Origin of the sequence: Thalassococcus sp. BH17M4-6, assembly GCF_049323015.1 — a bacterium.
Taxonomy (GTDB): Bacteria; Pseudomonadota; Alphaproteobacteria; order Rhodobacterales; family Rhodobacteraceae; genus Puniceibacterium.
The window spans coordinates 259,180-277,728 of record NZ_JBMPGU010000001.1 but is presented as its reverse complement, the minus strand read 5'-3'; the positions used below and the strand labels follow the sequence as shown (position 1 = coordinate 277,728).

The window sequence follows — 18,549 nt, the reverse complement described above, 5'->3', positions numbered from 1 at the left end:
TCACGCCCCCATTGGCCGAAGCAATTCACGGCTGATGATGTGGCGCTGAATCTCGCTGGTGCCGTCCCAGATCCGCTCTACCCGCGCGTCACGCCAGAACCGCTCGATCGGCAGGTCGGCCATCAGCCCCATGCCGCCATGGATCTGCAGCGTGGCATCGGTGACGCGGGCCAGCATCTCGCTGGCATAAAGCTTGGCACTGGCGATTTCGCGGTTCGCGGGCAGGCCCTGATCCAGCCGCCAGGCGGCGGCAAGGGTCAGCCAGTCGGCGGCGTCGATCTCGGTGATCATGTCCGCAATCTGAAAACCGACGCCCTGAAACCTGCCGATGGGCTGGCCGAACTGGCGGCGTTCGGCGGCATAGCTTAGCGCAAGGTCAAAAACCCGCCGCGCGCGGCCCACGGACATGGTGGCGACGGTGATGCGGGTTGCGTAAAGCCATTCGTTCATCACCGCAAAGCCGCCATCCACCGCGCCCAGCACCTGTGCATCGGGCAAACGGCAATCCGCGAATTCAAGGATACAGTTCTTGTAGCCCCTATGGCTGACACTGTCGTAGCCGGCACGCACGGTAAAGCCGGGATGTCCGCGATCCACCAGGAAACAGGTGATGCGCTTTTTCGGGCCATGAGCGGTTTCATCAACACCGGTGGCGACGAAGACGATAAAGAAATCAGCATGGTCCGCGCCAGAGATGAAGTGCTTGGATCCGTTGATCACCCAATCACCGCCATCGCGCCGGGCGGTGCATTTCATGCCCCGCACGTCGGATCCGGCATCGGGTTCGGTCATGGCCAGCGCATCCATCCGCTCGCCCCGCACCGCAGGCAGCAGATAGCGGTCGCGCTGATCGCCGGTGCAGGCCATCAAAATGTTCTGCGGCCGTCCGAAGAAGTGGGTCAGCGCCATGGACCCGCGGCCCAGTTCGCGCTCCAGCAGCGCGAAATCCACATGGCCCAGGCCCGCGCCGCCGACCTCTTCGGGGAAATTGGAGGCATAGAAGCCAAGGTCGAGGCATTTCCGCTTGATGTCCTGCGCGACCTCGGCGGGCACCTCGCCGGTGCGTTCCACCAGGTCTTCGTGCGGATAGATCTCGCGCTCGACAAAGCTGCGCACGGTGGACACGATCATGTCCTGTTCGTCAGTCAGACCAAACTGCATCTCAGGTCTCCTTGTGCCGGGCGGCGAGCGCGGCCAGCTTTTCTGCGACCTCTGGCAAGGGCGGGCAACTCTTGCGGGTCTCAAGGCTCACGTGCAGCAGGAACTGGTCGCAGGTGGCCAGCAATGTCGCATCGCTTTCGCGCCGCATCTCGTGGAAAAGGCGCAACTTTTTTCCCTCACCCAGGGTGATCCGCGTAGCCACGGTGAAGGCCTCGCCCGCATGGGTCTCGTTGAGGTATTTGATTACCGTTTCAGCAGTGAAATAGCTGTTCCCGGCGGCGATATAGGCCGCATCTGCGCCGATATGGGTCATCACGGCCTCGGAGGCGTCGGAAAACACCTGACCATAGCGGCCCTCGTTCATATGGCCGTTCACATCGGTCCAGTCAGTCGGCACGCTGCGCCGCTGGGTGATCAGCGGCACCGTGTCGGCAGGCTCTTCCACAAGCGTTTTCTCATGCGCAACCAAGAGCTTGCCCGCCGCCGTTCCCTGCTGTTTCAGCGCCCGCATCAGCGCGACGAGGTTGTTGTCGCGCTGCCGTTCCAGGTCCCGGATCGACAGCGCGCCCGACTGCGCATCAGACTGCCCGGCGATCAGGCTCACCAACTCGGGCGTGAAGTCGGGCACATCCGTGAGGCGGGTCCACGGCCATTGCAGACAGGGGCCGAACTGCTCCATGAAATGCTGCATCCCGGCCTCGCCCCCTGCAACGCGGTAGGTTTCGAACAGACCCATCTGCGCCCACCTGAGGCCAAGGCCGTAACGTATTGAATTGTCGATCTCTTCCGTCGTGGCGATGCCGTCCTTGACCAGCCACAGCGCCTCTCGCCAGACCGCCTCGAGAAAGCGGTCGGCGATATGGGCGTCGATCTCGGCCCGCACTTGGAGCGGGTACATGCCGATACCGGTGAGAACTTTCTTAGCCCGGTCAATTAGTTCCGGCGCGTTCCTGACACTTGGCACGAGCTCGACCAGCGGCAGCAAGTAGACCGGATTGAACGGATGCGTGACCATGAGGCGCGGCGCGAGTTCCGGGCACGTGTCCTGCAGGTCCGACGGCTTGAACCCCGAGGTCGAGGAGCCGACCAGTGCCGTCGCGGGCGCAGCCGACAGGATTTCGGCAAAGACCTCGGCCTTGACCGGCAACCGTTCGGGCACCGATTCCTGCACCCAGTCGGCGCCCTGCACCGCTTCGGCCACCGAGCCGCAGAACCGCAGCGCGCCGCGCGGAGGCAGCGCCGTGTCGTAGAGCATCGGCAGGTAGCGTTCTGCCCCCGCCATGACCTCGGCCAGCATGCGCTCTGACTCGGGCGCGGGATCGTAGACCTGCACGTCCCAGCCCATGAGCGCAAAGCGCGCGGCCCAGCCGCCGCCGATCACCCCGCCGCCGATGATTGCCGCTGTCGCCATCGCGTCCTCCTAAATCATTGCCTGCAACTGGCGCAGGTCATAGCCGTACCAGTCGAGTATCTCGCGCGCCGCGGTCAGCCGGTCGGGGCTGGAGGCGCGGGTGCGGTCCATGATCCAGACCTGTCCGCCTGCCGGATCGCCCAGGGCCGCGGTGCGGTTCCCGATGTCGAGCCAGTGCACCCAGAGCCTGCCTTCGCCCCTCTCGAACCGGCCCGGCGCAACCAGCGCGTAGGCCACGCCGCCGACGCTCAGCCCGGCGTCGCTGACCTCGACCACCGTTCCCGGCGCGACCCCCGCGCCCTGCACCACCACCCAAGATCCCGCCAGCCGGTCTGCGGTCGCGTTGGCCTGCGACGCCACGGGCGCGGTCGGGTTGCGCAAGGGGATGGCCGTACGGTCTGCGGGCGGGGCCGCGGTACAGGCCACCGCCAGCAGCAATGGCAGGAACCGCCGGATCATGCCTGCCGCGCCAGCTGGCCCGCGACGACCCGCGCCATGGCCTGACCAAAGCTCTGATGCGCCTCGGCGTCCCAATGCACCCCGTCGATGTCGGACACCTGCACATGCTCGCCCGCATCGACGAAACCGCAGCCCAGATCCTGCGCCATCGCCTCGATATGACCGGCAAGGCCCCTTTGCCGCGCCTCGGCCCCGGCGAAAACGTCCGACAGAACACCCCGTTCGCGCACCGGCGCGGGCGCGATGAGGATTTCCGCCGCCGCGACCCCTTCGATCCGGGCGGCGGTGATCAGCCGGTGCACCGACCGGGCGATCTCCCAGGCGCTGACCGAAAACCGGGGTTTGAGGTCATTGGTGCCCAGCATCAGCAGCATCAGATCAATCGGCCGGTGGCTGTGCAGGATCGCGGGCAGCACCATCAGCCCGTTGCGCGCGCCGCCTTCGACCATGTCGTCATGCACCGTGGTGCGCCCCGGCAACCCTTCGCTGATCATCTTATGCGCGGGGCCAAGGACGGCGGCCATGACTTCGGGCCAGCGTTCGGCGGGCGGGTAGCGGTGAAATTCCCCGATCCGGGTCAGCGGGCGGGTGCCATGTGTGTTGCTGTCACCATAGCAAAGGATCGTGCTCATGCGCTGACGGGATCCTGCTTCACAAGGCCCAGCTTGGCGCGCACCTCGGCGGGCGTCATCACTCGCGCGCCCATCCGTTCGACGATGCCGACGGCGCGCTCCACCAGCTGTGCGTTGGTCGCCAGCTCGCCCTTGCCCAGCCACAGGTTATCCTCAAGCCCCACGCGCACATGGCCGCCAGCCAGCACCGTCGCGGCGGCATAGGCCATCTGGTGCCGCCCCAACGCAAAGGCCGAAAAGGTCCAGTCGGGCGGCACGTTGTTCACCATCGCCATGAAGGTATTGAGGTCATCCGGCGCCCCCCAGCGCACGCCCATGCAAAGCTGTACAAGCGCGGGTGCATCAAGCACGCCTTCCTTTACCAGTTCCTTTGCGAACCACAGGTGACCGGTGTCAAAGGCTTCGATCTCGGGTTTCACACCCAGGTCGGTCATCATGCGCCCCATGGCGCGCAACATGCCGGGGGTGTTGGTCATGACGTAATCTGCCTCGGCGAAGTTCATGGTGCCGCAGTCGAGCGTGCAGATCTCGGGCCGGCATTCGGCGATATGCGCCACCCGTTCAGCCGCCCCGATCATGTCGGTTCCCGCGTCATCCAGCGGCAGCGGCGCGTCGGTCGGGCCAAAGGTGATGTCGCCGCCCATGCCAGCAGTCAGGTTCAGCACCACATCGGTGTCGCTGGCGCGGATGCGGTCCGCCACCTCGCGGTAATATTCGAGCTTGCGCGACGGCGCGCCGGTGTCGGGGTCGCGCACGTGGCAATGCACGATGGCGGCCCCGGCCTTGGCCGCGGCAATGGCGCTGTCGGCGATCTGCTGCGGCGAGCGCGGCACATGGGGAGAGCGGTCCTGCGTCCCGCCAGATCCGGTTACGGCGCAGGTGATGAACACCTCTTGGGTCATGGAAAGCGGCATCGGGGCACCTGTTGCTGTGTCACCCGTTACATTGGCGCTGGCACGGGTTCGTACCCGGCAGTATAGGTCAGAACCATGCAAAACCGGACAGAACCGCAAAAGCTGCCGATCCGCATCGCCTTCCTGCTTTTCCAGCGGTTTTCGAACCTGTGCCTGGCCAATTGCCTGGAACCGATGCGCGCCGCCAACGGCTTTGCCGCCACACCCGCCTATGTCTGGCGGTACCTGACGCCCGATGGCGGGCCGGTTGTGTCAAGCTCGGACCTGCCGGTGCTGCCCGACGGAGATGCCAATGGCATGGGCCGGGTCGACCGGCTGTTCGTGCTGGCAAGCTATGATCACCTGGCCCATGACACGCCCGCCACGCGGCGCATGCTGGCGCGGGCGGCGGCACAGGCCGGGCTGGTCGTGGGCATGGATTCGGCGGCATGGCTCATGGCGTCGGCGGGGCTGCTGCGGGGGTGCCGCGCCACGATCCACCGCGACCTGCTGGATGCCTTCGCCGAACGGTTCCTGGATGTCGAGGTGCAAGAGGCGCCGCATCTGCGCGACGGCGACCGGATCACCTGCGCCGGGGCGATGGCGGCGTTCGACCTGACCCGCAGCATGATCCGCGACGATTTGGGCGCCCGGCTGGCGCTGGATGTGGACGGGCTGTTCCTGACCGACCGGCCCACGCCGCAGCCCGCGCCCGCGCGCGGCGATCCGCTGGTCAGCCGGGCCGCGCAGATCATGCGCGCGAACCTGGAAACGGTTTTGCCCCTGCCCGTGCTCGCCACCCGTCTGGGCACCACCCCGCGCACCCTGACCCGGCGCTGTCAGGCCAGTCTTGGCACCTCGCCCGCCGCGCTTTACCGGCACCTCCGGCTGAGCGCGGCGCACCAGATGATCCAAAGCTCTGCCGCGTCAGTCGCGGAAATCGCGGTGCGCTGTGGCTATGACGATCCGACCGCGCTGACGCGGGCGTTCCGCGCGCGCTTCGGCACGACACCGCAGGCGCTGCGGCGCGGGATGGCCCCCTAGACGGCACAGTCGCGGGATAATTTGGCCGCATTCGCGGGCTATGACCGCCGCACCCGCAGGTGGCGGGGCAAAGGGTCGGAGCGGTCAGGTGCGCCAGTACACGGATATCTCAGCAGGTCAAAGCCGCAGCGCGCGGCTGCAACGGTTGTTCGAACTGCACCGGCAAGCGGCGACGCAGCGCGACGCGGGGGCATCGAACCCGCTGCTGCTCGAGGATGTGGAGCGCCTTTTCAAGGCCCGTGCCACCGCCTCTCTGCGCCCCCGCCACGGGCGCGGTCACCGTCAGCGGATCATGGCCGGGTAGAGAGATTTCACGGCCCCTCGCGGACTGATGCATCGCCCACCCACCGGCCCGCGACCCCACGCCAAAACAGATCCGAGGGAACAGATCCCCCCTTCACCGCATTGTTACCCCAAGCACTGAAAGGGCGGGCACATGGCGGACAAGGCACTCGATTGGGCGGTGCCCGTAATGCGGGCAGGATATTCTGGCAGGGGGTTGACCTACGTCGTCATCGCGGGCCTGTCGCTTTGGGCGATCTGGCTGGGCGGCGAAGCCAAGGGCACCAGTTCGGCGCTGGAATCGCTTCGCGGCGAACCCGGCGGCTATTTCGTGCTGGGACTGATCGCCATCGGGCTGATGGCCTACTGCATCTGGCGCGTCATCGACGCGATTTTCGATCTTGAAGATTACGGCACCGATGGCGAAGGCATCATCGCGCGCCTGGGCATGGTGGTGACCGGCCTTATTCATGGCGCGCTTGCTATCGTGGCGCTGCTTCTTTTCATGGGCGACAGCGGTGGCGGCGGTGGCGGCATTCCCGGGGCGATTTCAACCGTGCTGTCATGGCCCATGGGCCAGTATATCGTCGGCGCGGCCGGAATCGTCACGGTCGGCGCGGGGCTGTACTACCTGCGCAAGGCGCACAAGGAATCCTACCGCTCCTCGCTGCGGGCCAACCACTTCACCGTGAACTGGAATTGGGTGCTCAAGGCTGGCGTCGCGGCGCAGGGCGTGATCGTGACCATCGTCGGAGGATTTCTTGTCTGGTCGGCGGTCACCTATTCCCCGGACAAGGCGGGCGGACTGGGCGACGTGTTCCGGTTCCTGAAGCAACAGCCATTCGGTCAGACGCTGGTCGTTCTGATCTGCCTGGGGCTCTTGGGCTTTGCGCTCTTCTGCTTTGTGAACGCGGCCTACCGTATCATCCCCAAGGTGGCCGACCCGGATGTGGAAACACTGGCCCGCCGCCTCAAGGCGAAGGCCAAGAGCGGTTGATCGGGGCGACCCGAGCGGATTGCCGCTTTAGCTGCCCCAGATCTTCTTCACGTAATTCTTGGTCTCGCGGTACGGCGGCACGCCGCCGTGTTTCTTCACCGCACCCGGCCCGGCGTTGTAGGCAGCGAGCGCCAGGCGCCAGGATTTGAACGTGTCATACTGCATCTTGAGATAGCGCGCGCCGCCTTCGAGGTTCTGTTGCGGATCGCGGGCATTCACCCCCAGAACCCGCGCCGTGCCGGGCATCAGCTGGGCAAGCCCCATCGCGCCCTTGTGCGACTTCGCCGTCGGGTTCCAGTTCGATTCCTGCTGCACCAACCGCAGGAACAGATCTTCGGGCACCCCATGCTTGCGCGCGGCCGAGCGGGCCATATCGGCATAGATCCCCTTGTAGCGCCCGCGATACTGCGGCGCGACACCGCCGTCATCGGTGCCCCATTTGGTTGGCGTGATGACCTTCGGCGGCTGCAAGCGAATCGAATTCTTGTATTGCTGTGCCGCGCGGGTATCCAGAACCTTGGTCTGCGACGAAAAAAGCCGCACCCGGTTCTTGGTCGACAACACATCCGCGGCGGCCATTCCGGCCCAGCCCACTCCGATCGCGGCCACGGTGGCCGCCAGTCCAAGGCGTGCTTTACGCATCACAATCCAACCCACTTCCCTCAATTCGCGGGAACTATACCGATTTGGATGGATTCGCCTACCCCGGAGGACCGTCAGCCATTTATTAACCATGACGCTGTGGTGTAGGGTCCGACAAACGCGACAGCAGATTCGAAAGAGGTCCACATGGCAGGTTCCGTCAACAAGGTCATTCTCATCGGCAATCTCGGGGCCGATCCCGAGGTGCGCACATTCCAGAATGGCGGAAAGGTCTGCAACCTGCGGATCGCAACATCGGAAAACTGGAAGGACCGCAACACCGGCGAGCGGCGTGAAAAGACCGAATGGCATTCGGTGGCGATCTTCTCGGAACCGCTGGCGCGGGTCGCGGAACAGTATCTGCGCAAAGGCTCCAAGGTGTATATCGAAGGCCAGCTTGAAACCCGCAAATGGCAAGATCAATCCGGTCAGGACCGGTATTCGACCGAGGTCGTGCTGCGCCCCTACCGGTCGGAACTGACCATGCTCGATGGCCGCGGCGAAGGCGGCGGCGGCGGTGGTGGTGGCGGCAGCTACGGCGGCGGCAGCAGCGGCGGTGGCTATGACCAGGGCCGCGACCAGGGCTACTCGGGTGGCGGTGGCGGCGGTCAGTCGCGCGCGCCAGCCCGCGACATCGACGACGAAATTCCGTTCTAGGCCAGTCCCTTATTCAAGGATCCTGCGGCACGCGTCACCCGGCGTTTGCCGCAGGATCAACGCTGCGCCAGCGCGTCCTGCAACAGGCTGCGCACCGCGTCGCGGGGCACATCCGAGGTGACGAAGGCCTGCCCGATCCCTTTCGCAAGGATAAATCGCAGCTGCCCGTCGATGACCTTCTTGTCCTGGCCCATGTGATCCAGCAGCACATCAGCGTCCGGCAAATCGCCTTCGATATCAGCAAGGTCCGTCTTCATCTTCATGTCGCGCAGATGCGCGCGCACGCGGCTTGGGTCCTCTTGCGAACACAGGCCCAGGCGCGACGACAGTTCGAACGCCAGGGCGCAGCCGATGGCGACGCCCTCCCCGTGCAAGAGCCGCGCGGAATAGCCGGTCACCTTTTCCAGCGCATGACAGAATGTGTGGCCAAGGTTCAGCAGGGCGCGGTCCCCCTGCTCGGTCTCGTCGCGCACCACGATCTCGGCCTTCATCTCGACCGACCGTTTCACGGCATAGGCACGCGCATCGGCATCACCGTCGGCCAGCGCGGGGCCGTTCCGTTCCAGCCAGTCAAAAAACGCGGCATCGCCCAGCAGACCGTATTTCACCACCTCACCATACCCCGCCAGCAGGTCGCGCGGCGGCAGTGTGTTCAGAAGCCCGATGTCGGCCAGCACCAGCGCGGGTTGATGAAACGCGCCGATCAGGTTCTTGCCCTGCGGCGCGTTGATGCCGGTCTTGCCCCCGACTGAACTGTCGACCTGCGCCAGCAAGCTGCTGGGAATCTGCACAAATCTGACGCCGCGGCGCAGGACGGCAGCGGCGAATCCCACCAGATCGCCGATCACTCCGCCGCCAAGGGCGATCACCACGTCACGCCGTTCGATGCGCTGTTCGAGCAGCCATTCCACGGTGCGTTCGAACTGCGGCCAGCCCTTTGTCGATTCGCCCGGCGGCAGCGCCAGCGACACCATGTCGATGCCCTCGGCGGCGAGACCCTGACGCAACGTGTCGAGATGCGCAGCACCCACGGTTTCATCCGTGACCACCGCCACACGCGACCGATGCAGCAGCGGCGCAATCTCGGCCCCCGCGCGTTTCAGCAGGCCAAAGCCGATGCGCACGTCATACGCCCGGTCGCCAAGCGGCACGTGAACGGTTTGGGTCATGGCTCCATCTCCAGCACATCGGGGCGGCTCAGCAGCGCGTCGCGGACCTTGCGGGCCATTTCCTCGACCGTGATATGCGGCTGCGCGGTCACCGCAATTTCGGCCTGCGCATAAACCGGCACGCGGGTATCATAGATCTCGCGCAGGGTGGCCAGCGGATCTGGAGTGCGCAGCAAGGGCCGCGTGTCCTTGTGGCGTACGCGTGACCAGAGCAATGGCAGATCGGCATCAAGCCAGACCGCTACCCCCTTGTCGGTAATCATTTTTCTGTTCTCGGCGCTCATGTAGGCACCGCCGCCGGTGGACAGGATGCCGGGATTTCCCTCCAGCAGCCGTTCGATCACCTGGCTTTCCTTGCGACGAAAGAACGCCTCTCCGTCGCGGCTGAAGATCTCGGCGATCTTCATGTTCGCGGCCTCTTCGATGGCCACATCCGAATCGCGGAACGGCACGGACAGGAGCGATGCCAGCGCCCGGCCGACAGCCGTCTTGCCCGCGCCCATCATGCCCACCAGCACTACTGTTTTGCTCAGCCGCGCCCGCATTTCCCTTATTCTTCGGCTATCTGCCGCCATTTTTCGACACTTGTGCGTGAATGACGTGATCTTGTCGAAAAGGCTAGGTATAAGTTGCAAAAAACACGTCGCAGGACATCGGGCAGAAGGCAGCGTATCACATGGGCCGCATCCTCAAATGGCTATTCTATCTGCTGGTTCTCGGGGCCATCAGCCTTGTGGGCTATGCCTATATCGGGCCCTTCTTCGGCGCCGATTTTTCCCCCCCGCAGACCGAAATCCGGCAACCGGTGGAGCTTGATGCGAACTAGCACCGCGGCCCTTCTGCTGGCGCTTTGCCCGTTGCCGCTGGGCGCCCAGGCGCCGCTTTCGGCCATCGACTGGCTGGAGGCGCAGGCGGCGACGCCGCAACTGGCGCGCCCCGCCACACCCCGCAGCGAACCGCCGGTGGCGCAAACCGCACTGGTACCCGAGGTCGAGACGATGCCACTGGGCGCGCCGACGTCCGAGGCCGCAGGGCTGTTGCCGATGCAGGTGACGGGGTTGCCGCTCTCGCTGTGGCAGGCCAGCGAAAGCGCCACGCTGATCGACCTGATCGGCGCGGTGGACCCGGCGGTGCCCGCGCTCAATGCGCTCTTGCACACGCTGCTGCTGGCCGAGGCGAATCCGCCCAAGGGGCCGCGCAAAGGCGCGCCGCTGCTGGCCGCGCGGCTGGACCGGCTGCTGGCGCAGGGCGTTGTCGACCCGGCCGAGGCGCTGGTGGAACGCGCCAATGCCCGCACGGCCGAGCTTTTCCCGATCTGGTTCGACATCGCCCTGCTGACGGGGCGCGAGGATGAGCCCTGCGCCGCGCTGATGGAGCGCCCGTCGCTCAGCCGCGACCTGTCGGCCCGGGTCTTTTGCAGCGCCCGGACGGGACGCTACGACGTGGCCGTCACGACGCTGGAAACCGGGCGCGCGCTTGGCACGCTCGTCGGGCGCGACGTGACCCTGCTCACCCAGTTCCTGGATCCCGTCCTGTCCGAAAACAGCGCGCCGCCGCGCGCGCCCGTGCGCCCGACCCCGCTTCAGTTCCGCCTGTTCGAGGCGATCGGAGAGCCGCTGTCCACCGCTGCCCTGCCGCGCGCGTTCGCCAATGTCGATCTGGGCGGCGACAGCGGCTGGAAGGCGCAACTTGAGGCCGCCGAAAGGCTGGCCCGCGTCGGCGCGATTTCGGAAAACCGGCTTTTGGGGATCTATTCGCTGCAACGGCGGGCCGCTTCGGGCGGCGTCTGGGACAGGGTCGAAGCGGTGCAAGCCTTCGAGGCGGCGCTGGATCGCCCGCAGACCGGCGCGGTGGGCCCGGCGCTGCAAAAGGTCTGGCCGCAGATGACCAATGCCGGGTTGCTGTTGCCCTTTGCCCGCCTCTTTGGCCCACGCCTTGAGGGACTGGAGCTTGATGGCCGCGCCGCGGTGATGGCCGCCCGCGCACAGCTTTTGTCCGAGGATTACGAGGCCGCGGCGGCGGCGCTCAGTTCGGACGCGCCCGAGGTCACGTTCCTGCGCGCCATCGCGGCGGGCAACGCCCCCGACCCGGTGCCTGCCGCCCTGCCCCATGCCCGCGCCGTGGCTGCGGCCTTTGACGATGCCGCGCCGCCGGCCGAGCTGTCCGCCCAGCTGGACGAGGGCCGCCTTGGCGAGGTGATCCTGCGCGCCATCGCGCTTTTTTCCAGCGGTGCCGCCGGCAACCCGACAGACCTGACCGATGCGCTGGCCACCCTGCGCGCCGTGGGTCTTGAGGATACAGCGCGCCGCGCCGCGCTGCAGCTGGTGATCCTTGATCAGGAGGGCGCGCGGCGATGAGCGAGCGTTACTGGATCTCGGCCTTTCTGGATGCGCAGGCCGCCGAACGCGGCGCCGCGCAGAACACCCAGCTGGCCTATGCCCGCGACCTGAGCGATTTCGAAAGCTGGCTGGCCGATCAGGGATCGGGCTTTGGCACCGCGTCGCGCGATACGGTCGAGGCGTATCTGGTGCATTGCGACGCGCAGGGGTTGGCCAAATCCACCCGCGCGCGGCGGCTGTCGGCGATCAAGCAGCTCTATCGCTTTGCCTTCGAGGAAGGCCTGCGCCGCGATAACCCGGCGGTGCAGATCGCGGGCCCCGGGCGCGACAAGCGCCTGCCCAAGACGCTGAGCCCGGAAGAGGTCGACCGGCTGCTCGACGCGGCCACGCGCTATGGCCGCAAGCCTGCCGACCGGGCGCGCAACACCTGCCTGATGCAGCTGCTTTACGCCACCGGCATGCGCGTCACCGAACTGGTGTCGCTGCCCCTGTCGGCGGCCAAGGGTGATCCGCGCATGCTGCTGATCCGGGGCAAGGGCGGCAAGGAACGGATGGTGCCGCTGTCACCGCCCGCGCGGGAGGCGCTGCGCGACTGGGTGGCCCTGCGCGACGATGCAGAGGCAAAGGCGCGCGCCGCGGGCAAACCCGCGTCGCCCTATCTTTTTGCGTCCCGCGGGAAGGCCGGGCACCTGACGCGACACGCGTTCTACATGCTGATCAAGGAACTGGCCGTCGAAGGCGGCGTGTCACCGGCCAAGGTGACCCCGCACACGCTGCGCCATGCCTTTGCCACGCATCTGCTGGCCAACGGCGCCGATCTGCGCGCGATCCAGACGTTTCTGGGCCATGCCGACGTGGCCACGACCGAGATATATACCCATGTGCTCGAAGAGCGGCTGCGCGAGCTGGTGCTGGACCATCACCCGATGGCGCGGGACTGATCGGTCCCCCGCCGCAACGCGGGCGGCAACACATCCTCTGACGGCCACCACCCCGAGAGAAGCGCCCGGTCGTATCCTTGCGTCAGCCCGGCCCTGGCCATGGCCGCGACCGTCGGTGTGGGGTCGTAGTCGAGCGTCAGGATGTCGGGCGCGCCTTCCCCGGGCAATAGCGCAAAGCGGGTGGCGGGCGTGCCGTCATGCGGCGGCATGCCGATGACACCGGCATTTAGCCATGTGACGGGGCCCACCCGGCGCTCGAACGGCAGGCCGCTGTGCCCGGCAATAACAAGATCAACATCGCCCGTATGTGCCTTGATATGACTTATCTCTTCCGCGAAAACCTCATCCGGGCTGACAGGCCAGATGAACCGCGCGACATCGTGGACACCGCCGTGGATCACCGCCACCCTCCGGCCCGCATGCTCGAACGTCAGCATGTCCGGACAGGTGCCCATCCATTCACGCGCCCCGGCGTCGCAAGCGGCGTTGGCATGGGCGTACCAGCCCGCGGACAGAAGATCGCAAACGGTCCCGTCCTCGAACCCGCAGCCGCAATCGAGCGCGCCCGCCGCAAGCTGCAGTTCGCAGTTCCCCGCCACCACCGGCACGCCCCAGTCGCGCATCAGCGCCACACACTCCGCCGCCTCGGCGCAATAGGCCACGACATCGCCGGTGCAGATCACGTTTTCCGGCGGCACCGCCAGCGCATCGGCCCGGTCCCGCATGGCGCGCAGCGCCGCGAGGTTGGAATAGGGCCCGCCAAAGGCCAGCACCGGGCCGCTTAGCCGCCCCAGATCGGTTATGCGCATGGCCTCTCCTCTTGAACGCGGGGGCCTGCGGCCCCATAACCCCCTTACAATAAAGGAACCTGACCGCGATGGAAGCTGCCGCATCCCCTTATGACGCCGCATTCTGGATCACCTGCGCCGCCATTCTGGCGCTGCTGGTCCTGTCGGGCTTTTTCTCGGGCTCGGAAACGGCGCTGACGGCGGCATCGCGCGGCAAGCTGCGCGCGGCGATGGACCGTGGATCAAAGGGCGCGGCGCGCGCGCTCAAGATCACCGAGGACAACGAACGGCTGATCGGGTCGGTCCTGCTTGGCAACAACCTGGTGAACATCCTGGCCACGTCGCTGGCGACGGCGTTATTCACCCGCGCGTTCGGCGAATCCGGCGTGGCGCTGGCGACGCTGGTGATGACGCTGCTGGTGCTGATCTTTGCCGAGGTGCTGCCAAAGACCTATGCCATCACCAACCCCGAGGTCGCCGCGTCGCGGGTGTCGCCGATCATCGCGTTCGTGATCCTGATCTTTTCCCCCGTTGTCGGTGCCGTGCGGGTGCTGGTGCGCGGGGTGCTGAGCCTTTTTGGCGTGAAGACCGACCCCGACAGTCAGATCCTCGCCGTACGCGAAGAGATCGCGGGCGCCCTGCAGTTGGGCCATTCCGAAGGTGTGGTCGAAAAAGAGGATCGCGACCGCATTCTGGGCGCGCTCGACCTGGCGGAACGCACGGTCGAAGAGATCATGCTGCACCGCTCGGGGATCGAGATGATCGACGCCGACAACGACCCCGTCGCGATCCTGACGCAATGTCTGGAAAGCAGCCACACCCGCCTGCCGGTCTACCGTGACGATCCGGAAAACATCATCGGCATGGTCCACGCCAAGGACCTGCTGCGCGCGATGTACAAGCTGATCCAGGACAAGGACGCGTCGATGGACGCGCTTCAGGGGTTCAAGATCACCGATGTCGCGATGAAGCCCTACTTCATCCCCGACACCACGTCGCTGGACGACCAGATGCGGCAGTTCCTGAAACGCCGCACGCATTTCGCGCTGGTGGTGGATGAATACGGCGCATTGCAGGGTCTGATCACGCTCGAGGACATCCTCGAAGAGATCGTGGGCGAGATCACCGATGAATTCGACCCAGCGTCGGATCACAGCATCAAGGCCGGCGAGGACGGGCATTACTGGATCGACGGCATGATGACGATCCGCGACTTCAACCGCGCCACCGATTACCAGCTGCCCGATGACGAGGCCAACACCGTCGCCGGTCTGGTCATCCACGAGGCGCAGATGATCCCGACCGTCGGCCAGGTCTTCAGCTTTCACAATTTCCGGTTCGAGGTGATCGGCAAGGAAGGCAACCGGGTCACCAAGCTCAGGGTGCGTCCGCTTGAAGTTCCGGCTGCGGCTGCGGACTCGGACGCCTGACCACCTTGAGGCAGTAGCCGTCGGCCGTGGCCTCAAGGCTCATTTCCGCGCCGATCTGTTCGGCGGCGGATTCCATCAGCCGCTTGCCGATGCTCACCACTTCAGGCGCGCTTTCGGTGCCGGGATCGGCGCTGCCGATGCCGTTGTCGCGGCAGGTCAGGCACAGACCGTCGGGCGTGATCCCTTCCAGCCCGACGAACACCTCGCCCGTGCGGCCATCGGGAAAGGCGTGTTTCATCGCGTTGGCGCTGAATTCGCTGACGATCATCGCCAGCGTCGCCGCAACCCGGGAATCGGTGTGAATCGGGGCGATGTCGGTGCGCACCGTGACGTTGGCCCCGGCATTGCCCTGCAAAAGCGTCGCCACGCGACCCAGGTAGCGGTCCAGCGGGATTCGGTCGAATTCATTGGTCTGGTAGAGTTCGCTGTGCAACTGCGCGATGGCCGACACCCGCCGCCCGATCGCATCCAGCGCATCGCGTGTCTCATCCAGCTTTGCGCGGCTGCGATAAAGCCGGATGAACGACATCACCGTCTGCAGCGAGTTCTTCACCCGATGGTCGATCTCGTCGCGCAGCACGGATTCGTTGCGCAGGGTGCGCTGCAGTTCCAGCTGCCGCATGACCTGATCGGCCAGGACCATCAGCGTCTGACGCTGCAGATCGGTCAGCTGGCGCGGCACGTGGTCCAGCACACACAAGGTGCCCATGGCATGGCCCCGCGCGCTGACCAGCGGCGCGCCCGCGTAAAACCGCACCGGATTGTCCACCTCGATGCAGAGCGGGTTGTCGGCCGTGCGCGGATCCTCGAGCAGGTCGGGGATTTCCAGCATCCCCGCGCCGAGGATCGCATGGCTGCAGACCGACTGGTTCAGCGGCGTCTGCGGCGCATCAAAGCCGAAGCGTGCCTTGAACCACTGCCGGTCCTTGTCCACCAGGCTGATCAGAGCGATCGGGCAGTCGCAGATCCTTGCCGCCAGTTCCACGACGCTGTCAAAGCTGGGTTCCGCCGCGGTGTCCAGAACCTCGAGGCTGCCCAGCTCGGCCAGGCGGTCTTTCTGATCCGGTGGGGGTGGCGCAAGCATCGTGGGCAAAGTCCGTGCAGGGGAAAGGCGGCAGGTACTGCCCGTTTCAGGCTGGATAGAAAGCGCCTCCCGCGTTGTCAATATCGCGGCGGGACAGGATCAGCCGCGCAATCGCGCGCCTTCGGGGTCGAACGGCGGCGCGGCCAGGATGCGCGCGCCATGCGGTCGGCCCAGCACCATGACCTCGACCCGGTCACCGGGCGCGGCGTCGCGCACGAACCCCAGCGCCAGCGACATCCCCACGCTGTAGCCATAGGCGCCCGAGGTGACGCGCCCCACCCCTTTGCCCTCCTTGAAAATCGGCTCGCCCCCGGTGGCATCGGCGTTCGAGGCGGCGACCGCATCCTCGTCCAGTGCCAGCACCACCAGCCGTTCGCGCGGCGGATCTTGCATCCGCTGCGCCACCGCATCGCGGTTGAGGAACGGTTTGTCGAGCTTGCAAAGCCGCTCCAGCCCCACCTCTTGCGGCCAGTATTCGGGGCTGTATTCGCGCCCCCAGGATCCGTATCCCTTTTCGATCCGCAGCGCCATCAGCGCCCGGCTGCCCACCGGCCCTGCGCCCAGATCGCGGCCCGCGTCCAGCAGCGCCTGGTAAAAGCGCGGCTGATCTTCGGTGGCGCAGTGCAACTCCCACCCCAGATCGCCGGTGAAGGAGACGCGGATCGCCGTGACCGGCACGCCCGCCACCTCGATCCGCTGGCTGCGCAGGAATGGGAAGGCCGCGTTGTCCAGCGAGGCATTGGTCAGCCGTTGCAGCAGCGCCCGCGCCTCTGGCCCCGCCACGTTGAAGCCGCAGACCGCGTCGGTCAGGCTTTCGAACGTCGTGCCCTCGGGCAGCGGCACCTGGGCAAAGAACCGCGCATGATAGCGTTCGGCCATGCCCGACCCTATGACCCAGAATTCCTCATCATTCAGCCGCGTGACGGTGAAATCGCCCGCGATGCCGCCGCGCTTGCCAATGAGCGGTGTCAGGCAGGACCGGCCCACCAGCGCGGGCATCCGGTTGGCGAAGACCGCGTTCAGCCAGTGTTCGGCCCCCGGCCCCGCCACGCGGTACTTGGCAAAATTCGAGATGTCGATGATGCCCGCCCGGTCGCGCAGCATCCGCGCCTCGGCCCCCACGGGCCCCCACCAGTTCTGCCGGGTAAAGCCGTTGGTGTCCTGCACGCCGGGCGCATCGGCGAACCACAAAGGATGCTCCCAGCCGAAGTTGAGGCCGAAGACCGCGCCCATGTCTTTTTGCATCTCGTAGACCGGCCGGGTGCGCACGGGCCGCCCGGCGCTGCGTTCTTCGTTCGGAAAATGGATGCTGAAGCGGTGCGCATACTGATCGCCGACCCGCGCCTTGGTAAAGGCCTTGCCCGCCCAATGCCCGAACCGCGCCATGTCCCAGGGGAACATGTCGTACTGCATCTCGCCTTCGGTCAGCCACTGCGCCACCATCAGCCCCATGCCGCCCGATTGCGAAAATCCCGGGATGACGCCGTTGCAGCAGAAATAGCCCCTGAGTTCCGGCACCGGGCCCAACAGCACGTTGGCATCAGGCGACCAGATCATCGGGCCGTTAATCACCCGCTTGATCCCGGCCTCACCCACCGCGGGCACTCGCGCGATGGCGCGCATCATGTTGTCCTCGATCCGCTCCAGATCATCGGAAAAAAGCTCGTGGCCAAAGCCTTTCGGCGTGCCGTCCTCGGCCCAGAACCGCACGTCGCGCTCATAGGCGCCGACCAGCAGGCCCTGGCCTTCCTGGCGCAGGTAGTATTCGCCGTCGCGATCCGCGACCGACGGCAGCCGCCGATCCATCGCCGCAATCTCGGCGATGCTTTCAGTGACGAAATACTGATGCTCTGTCGGCAAAAGCGGCAGGTCGATCCCGGCCAGCGCCGCCACCTCGCGCCCCCACAGACCCGCGGCATTGATCACCCAGTCGGTGCGGATCTCGCCCTTGGGCGTGCGCACGATCCAGGTTCCATCAGGTTGCGCTTCGGTTCCTGTGACCGGGGTAAAGCGATGCACCTCGGCCCCCATGGCGCGCGCGCCCGCCGCATAGGCCTGGGTCACGCCCGAGGGATCGACGTTGCCGCCATCGGGTTCGAACATGATGCAGCGGATGCCGTCGAAATTCACCAGCGGATGCAGGCGTTCGGCCTCGTCCCGGCTGACCTCGTGGAAATTCATCTTGTAAAGCCGGGCCTTGGCCTCCTGCAGGCGCAGCTGGTGTTCGCGGTTCTCGGTCTGGGCAAGGTAAAGCGAGCCGGCCTGGTAGACCCCGCAGCCCTGCCCGGTTTCCTGCTCAAGCTCCTTGTACAGTCCCATGGTGTAGTGCTGCAGGCGGCTGATGTTGGTGCTGTCGTGCAGACCGTGAATGTTGGCGGCGGCGTGCCAGGTGCTGCCGCTGGTCAGCTCGTCACGTTCCAGCAGCATCACGTCGCGCCAGCCCAGCTTGGCCAGATGATAGAGGATGGAACAGCCGATAAGGCCACCACCGATCACAACGGCCTGGGCATGGGTGCGCATGGGATCCTCCTGCAGTCTGTCGGTGTCAGACTGCGGGCGCATGCGCATCGGCGATAGCGCGAATGCGACAGGATTGGTCGCGTTAGGGGGATGATTGGCG

19 protein-coding genes are annotated in these 18,549 nt (G+C 66.1%); 8 read left to right on the top strand and 11 right to left on the bottom strand.

From position 1 onward, the window contains the following. From ACOXXX_RS01225 to ACOXXX_RS01205, 5 genes are read right to left on the bottom strand one after another with little or no spacing between them, the layout of a single operon-like run. Complete coding sequence (locus tag ACOXXX_RS01225; RefSeq protein WP_422824714.1) at positions 1-1,161, bottom strand: acyl-CoA dehydrogenase family protein; 1,161 nt, start codon at positions 1,159-1,161, stop codon at positions 1-3. A 1-nt stretch (position 1,162) separates the two neighbouring features. Beyond that, positions 1,163-2,572 carry a carnitine 3-dehydrogenase gene (locus ACOXXX_RS01220; protein ID WP_422824713.1) on the bottom strand — a complete coding sequence of 470 codons (1,410 nt, stop codon included), beginning with the start codon at positions 2,570-2,572 and terminating at the stop codon, positions 1,163-1,165. Positions 2,573-2,581: 9 nt separating this feature from the next. Further along, on the bottom strand, positions 2,582-3,031 hold the full coding sequence (locus ACOXXX_RS01215; RefSeq protein ID WP_422824712.1) for a lipocalin: 450 nt from the start codon (positions 3,029-3,031) through the stop codon (positions 2,582-2,584). Next, positions 3,028-3,663 carry an SGNH/GDSL hydrolase family protein gene (locus tag ACOXXX_RS01210; protein WP_422824711.1) on the bottom strand — a complete coding sequence of 212 codons (636 nt, stop codon included), beginning with the start codon at positions 3,661-3,663 and terminating at the stop codon, positions 3,028-3,030. Before ACOXXX_RS01210 ends, ACOXXX_RS01215 begins: the two co-directional genes overlap by 4 nt. Beyond that, on the bottom strand, positions 3,660-4,577 hold the full coding sequence (locus ACOXXX_RS01205) for a 3-keto-5-aminohexanoate cleavage protein (protein WP_422824710.1): 918 nt from the start codon (positions 4,575-4,577) through the stop codon (positions 3,660-3,662). Before ACOXXX_RS01205 ends, ACOXXX_RS01210 begins: the two co-directional genes overlap by 4 nt. A gap of 75 nt (positions 4,578-4,652) precedes the next feature. On the opposite strand from ACOXXX_RS01205, the gene ACOXXX_RS01200 reads away from it, so the two are divergent. The 3 genes from ACOXXX_RS01200 to ACOXXX_RS01190 all read left to right on the top strand — a co-directional run bounded on the left by ACOXXX_RS01200 (position 4,653) and on the right by ACOXXX_RS01190 (position 6,879). Further along, on the top strand, positions 4,653-5,600 hold the full coding sequence (locus ACOXXX_RS01200; RefSeq protein WP_422824709.1) for a GlxA family transcriptional regulator: 948 nt from the start codon (positions 4,653-4,655) through the stop codon (positions 5,598-5,600). A gap of 40 nt (positions 5,601-5,640) precedes the next feature. After that, positions 5,641-5,904, top strand: coding sequence for a hypothetical protein (locus ACOXXX_RS01195; protein ID WP_422824708.1), 264 nt, complete (start codon positions 5,641-5,643; stop codon positions 5,902-5,904). A 132-nt stretch (positions 5,905-6,036) separates the two neighbouring features. Next, entirely contained in the window at positions 6,037-6,879 is an 843-nt protein-coding gene (locus tag ACOXXX_RS01190) for a DUF1206 domain-containing protein (RefSeq protein WP_422824707.1), read from the top strand. A 27-nt stretch (positions 6,880-6,906) separates the two neighbouring features. Here the strand turns inward: ACOXXX_RS01190 and ACOXXX_RS01185 are convergent, their stop codons facing one another. Next, positions 6,907-7,521, bottom strand: coding sequence for a lytic transglycosylase domain-containing protein (locus ACOXXX_RS01185; protein ID WP_422824706.1), 615 nt, complete (start codon positions 7,519-7,521; stop codon positions 6,907-6,909). Between the two features lie 147 nt (positions 7,522-7,668). On the opposite strand from ACOXXX_RS01185, the gene ssb reads away from it, so the two are divergent. Then, positions 7,669-8,178, top strand: coding sequence for a single-stranded DNA-binding protein (gene ssb, locus ACOXXX_RS01180; RefSeq protein ID WP_422824705.1), 510 nt, complete (start codon positions 7,669-7,671; stop codon positions 8,176-8,178). Between the two features lie 56 nt (positions 8,179-8,234). Here the strand turns inward: ssb and aroB are convergent, their stop codons facing one another. Further along, entirely contained in the window at positions 8,235-9,347 is a 1,113-nt protein-coding gene (aroB, locus tag ACOXXX_RS01175; RefSeq protein WP_422824704.1) for a 3-dehydroquinate synthase, read from the bottom strand. Then, positions 9,344-9,922 (bottom strand): shikimate kinase, encoded by a 579-nt coding sequence (locus tag ACOXXX_RS01170; RefSeq protein WP_422824703.1) that lies wholly within the window; start codon positions 9,920-9,922, stop codon positions 9,344-9,346. The genes aroB and ACOXXX_RS01170 overlap by 4 nt, the downstream gene beginning before the upstream one ends. A 101-nt stretch (positions 9,923-10,023) precedes the next feature. On the opposite strand from ACOXXX_RS01170, the gene ACOXXX_RS01165 reads away from it, so the two are divergent. Genes ACOXXX_RS01165 through ACOXXX_RS01155 form a run of 3 tightly spaced genes read left to right on the top strand, consistent with a single transcriptional unit; the run spans position 10,024 to position 12,627 of the window. Further along, positions 10,024-10,173: a hypothetical protein gene (locus tag ACOXXX_RS01165; protein ID WP_422824702.1), complete on the top strand. Its 150-nt coding sequence runs from the start codon at positions 10,024-10,026 to the stop codon at positions 10,171-10,173. After that, positions 10,163-11,704 carry a hypothetical protein gene (locus ACOXXX_RS01160; RefSeq protein ID WP_422824701.1) on the top strand — a complete coding sequence of 514 codons (1,542 nt, stop codon included), beginning with the start codon at positions 10,163-10,165 and terminating at the stop codon, positions 11,702-11,704. Before ACOXXX_RS01165 ends, ACOXXX_RS01160 begins: the two co-directional genes overlap by 11 nt. After that, complete coding sequence (locus tag ACOXXX_RS01155; protein WP_422824700.1) at positions 11,701-12,627, top strand: site-specific tyrosine recombinase XerD; 927 nt, start codon at positions 11,701-11,703, stop codon at positions 12,625-12,627. The genes ACOXXX_RS01160 and ACOXXX_RS01155 overlap by 4 nt, the downstream gene beginning before the upstream one ends. Here ACOXXX_RS01155 and ACOXXX_RS01150 read toward each other — a convergent pair. After that, complete coding sequence (locus ACOXXX_RS01150; RefSeq protein WP_422824699.1) at positions 12,606-13,436, bottom strand: metallophosphoesterase family protein; 831 nt, start codon at positions 13,434-13,436, stop codon at positions 12,606-12,608. The two genes, ACOXXX_RS01155 and ACOXXX_RS01150, sit on opposite strands and share 22 nt — an antisense overlap. 68 nt (positions 13,437-13,504) lie before the next feature. Between ACOXXX_RS01150 and ACOXXX_RS01145 the strand changes: the two genes are divergently transcribed. Beyond that, complete coding sequence (locus tag ACOXXX_RS01145; RefSeq protein ID WP_422824698.1) at positions 13,505-14,845, top strand: HlyC/CorC family transporter; 1,341 nt, start codon at positions 13,505-13,507, stop codon at positions 14,843-14,845. Here ACOXXX_RS01145 and ACOXXX_RS01140 read toward each other — a convergent pair. Then, the gene (locus ACOXXX_RS01140; RefSeq protein ID WP_422824697.1) at positions 14,793-15,929 is read right to left on the bottom strand and encodes a histidine kinase dimerization/phosphoacceptor domain -containing protein; all 1,137 of its coding nucleotides are present in this window, start codon (positions 15,927-15,929) and stop codon (positions 14,793-14,795) included. The two genes, ACOXXX_RS01145 and ACOXXX_RS01140, sit on opposite strands and share 53 nt — an antisense overlap. Before the next feature lie 99 nt (positions 15,930-16,028). Then, positions 16,029-18,449, bottom strand: coding sequence for a GcvT family protein (locus tag ACOXXX_RS01135; protein ID WP_422824696.1), 2,421 nt, complete (start codon positions 18,447-18,449; stop codon positions 16,029-16,031). Positions 18,450-18,549 lie beyond the last annotated feature (100 nt).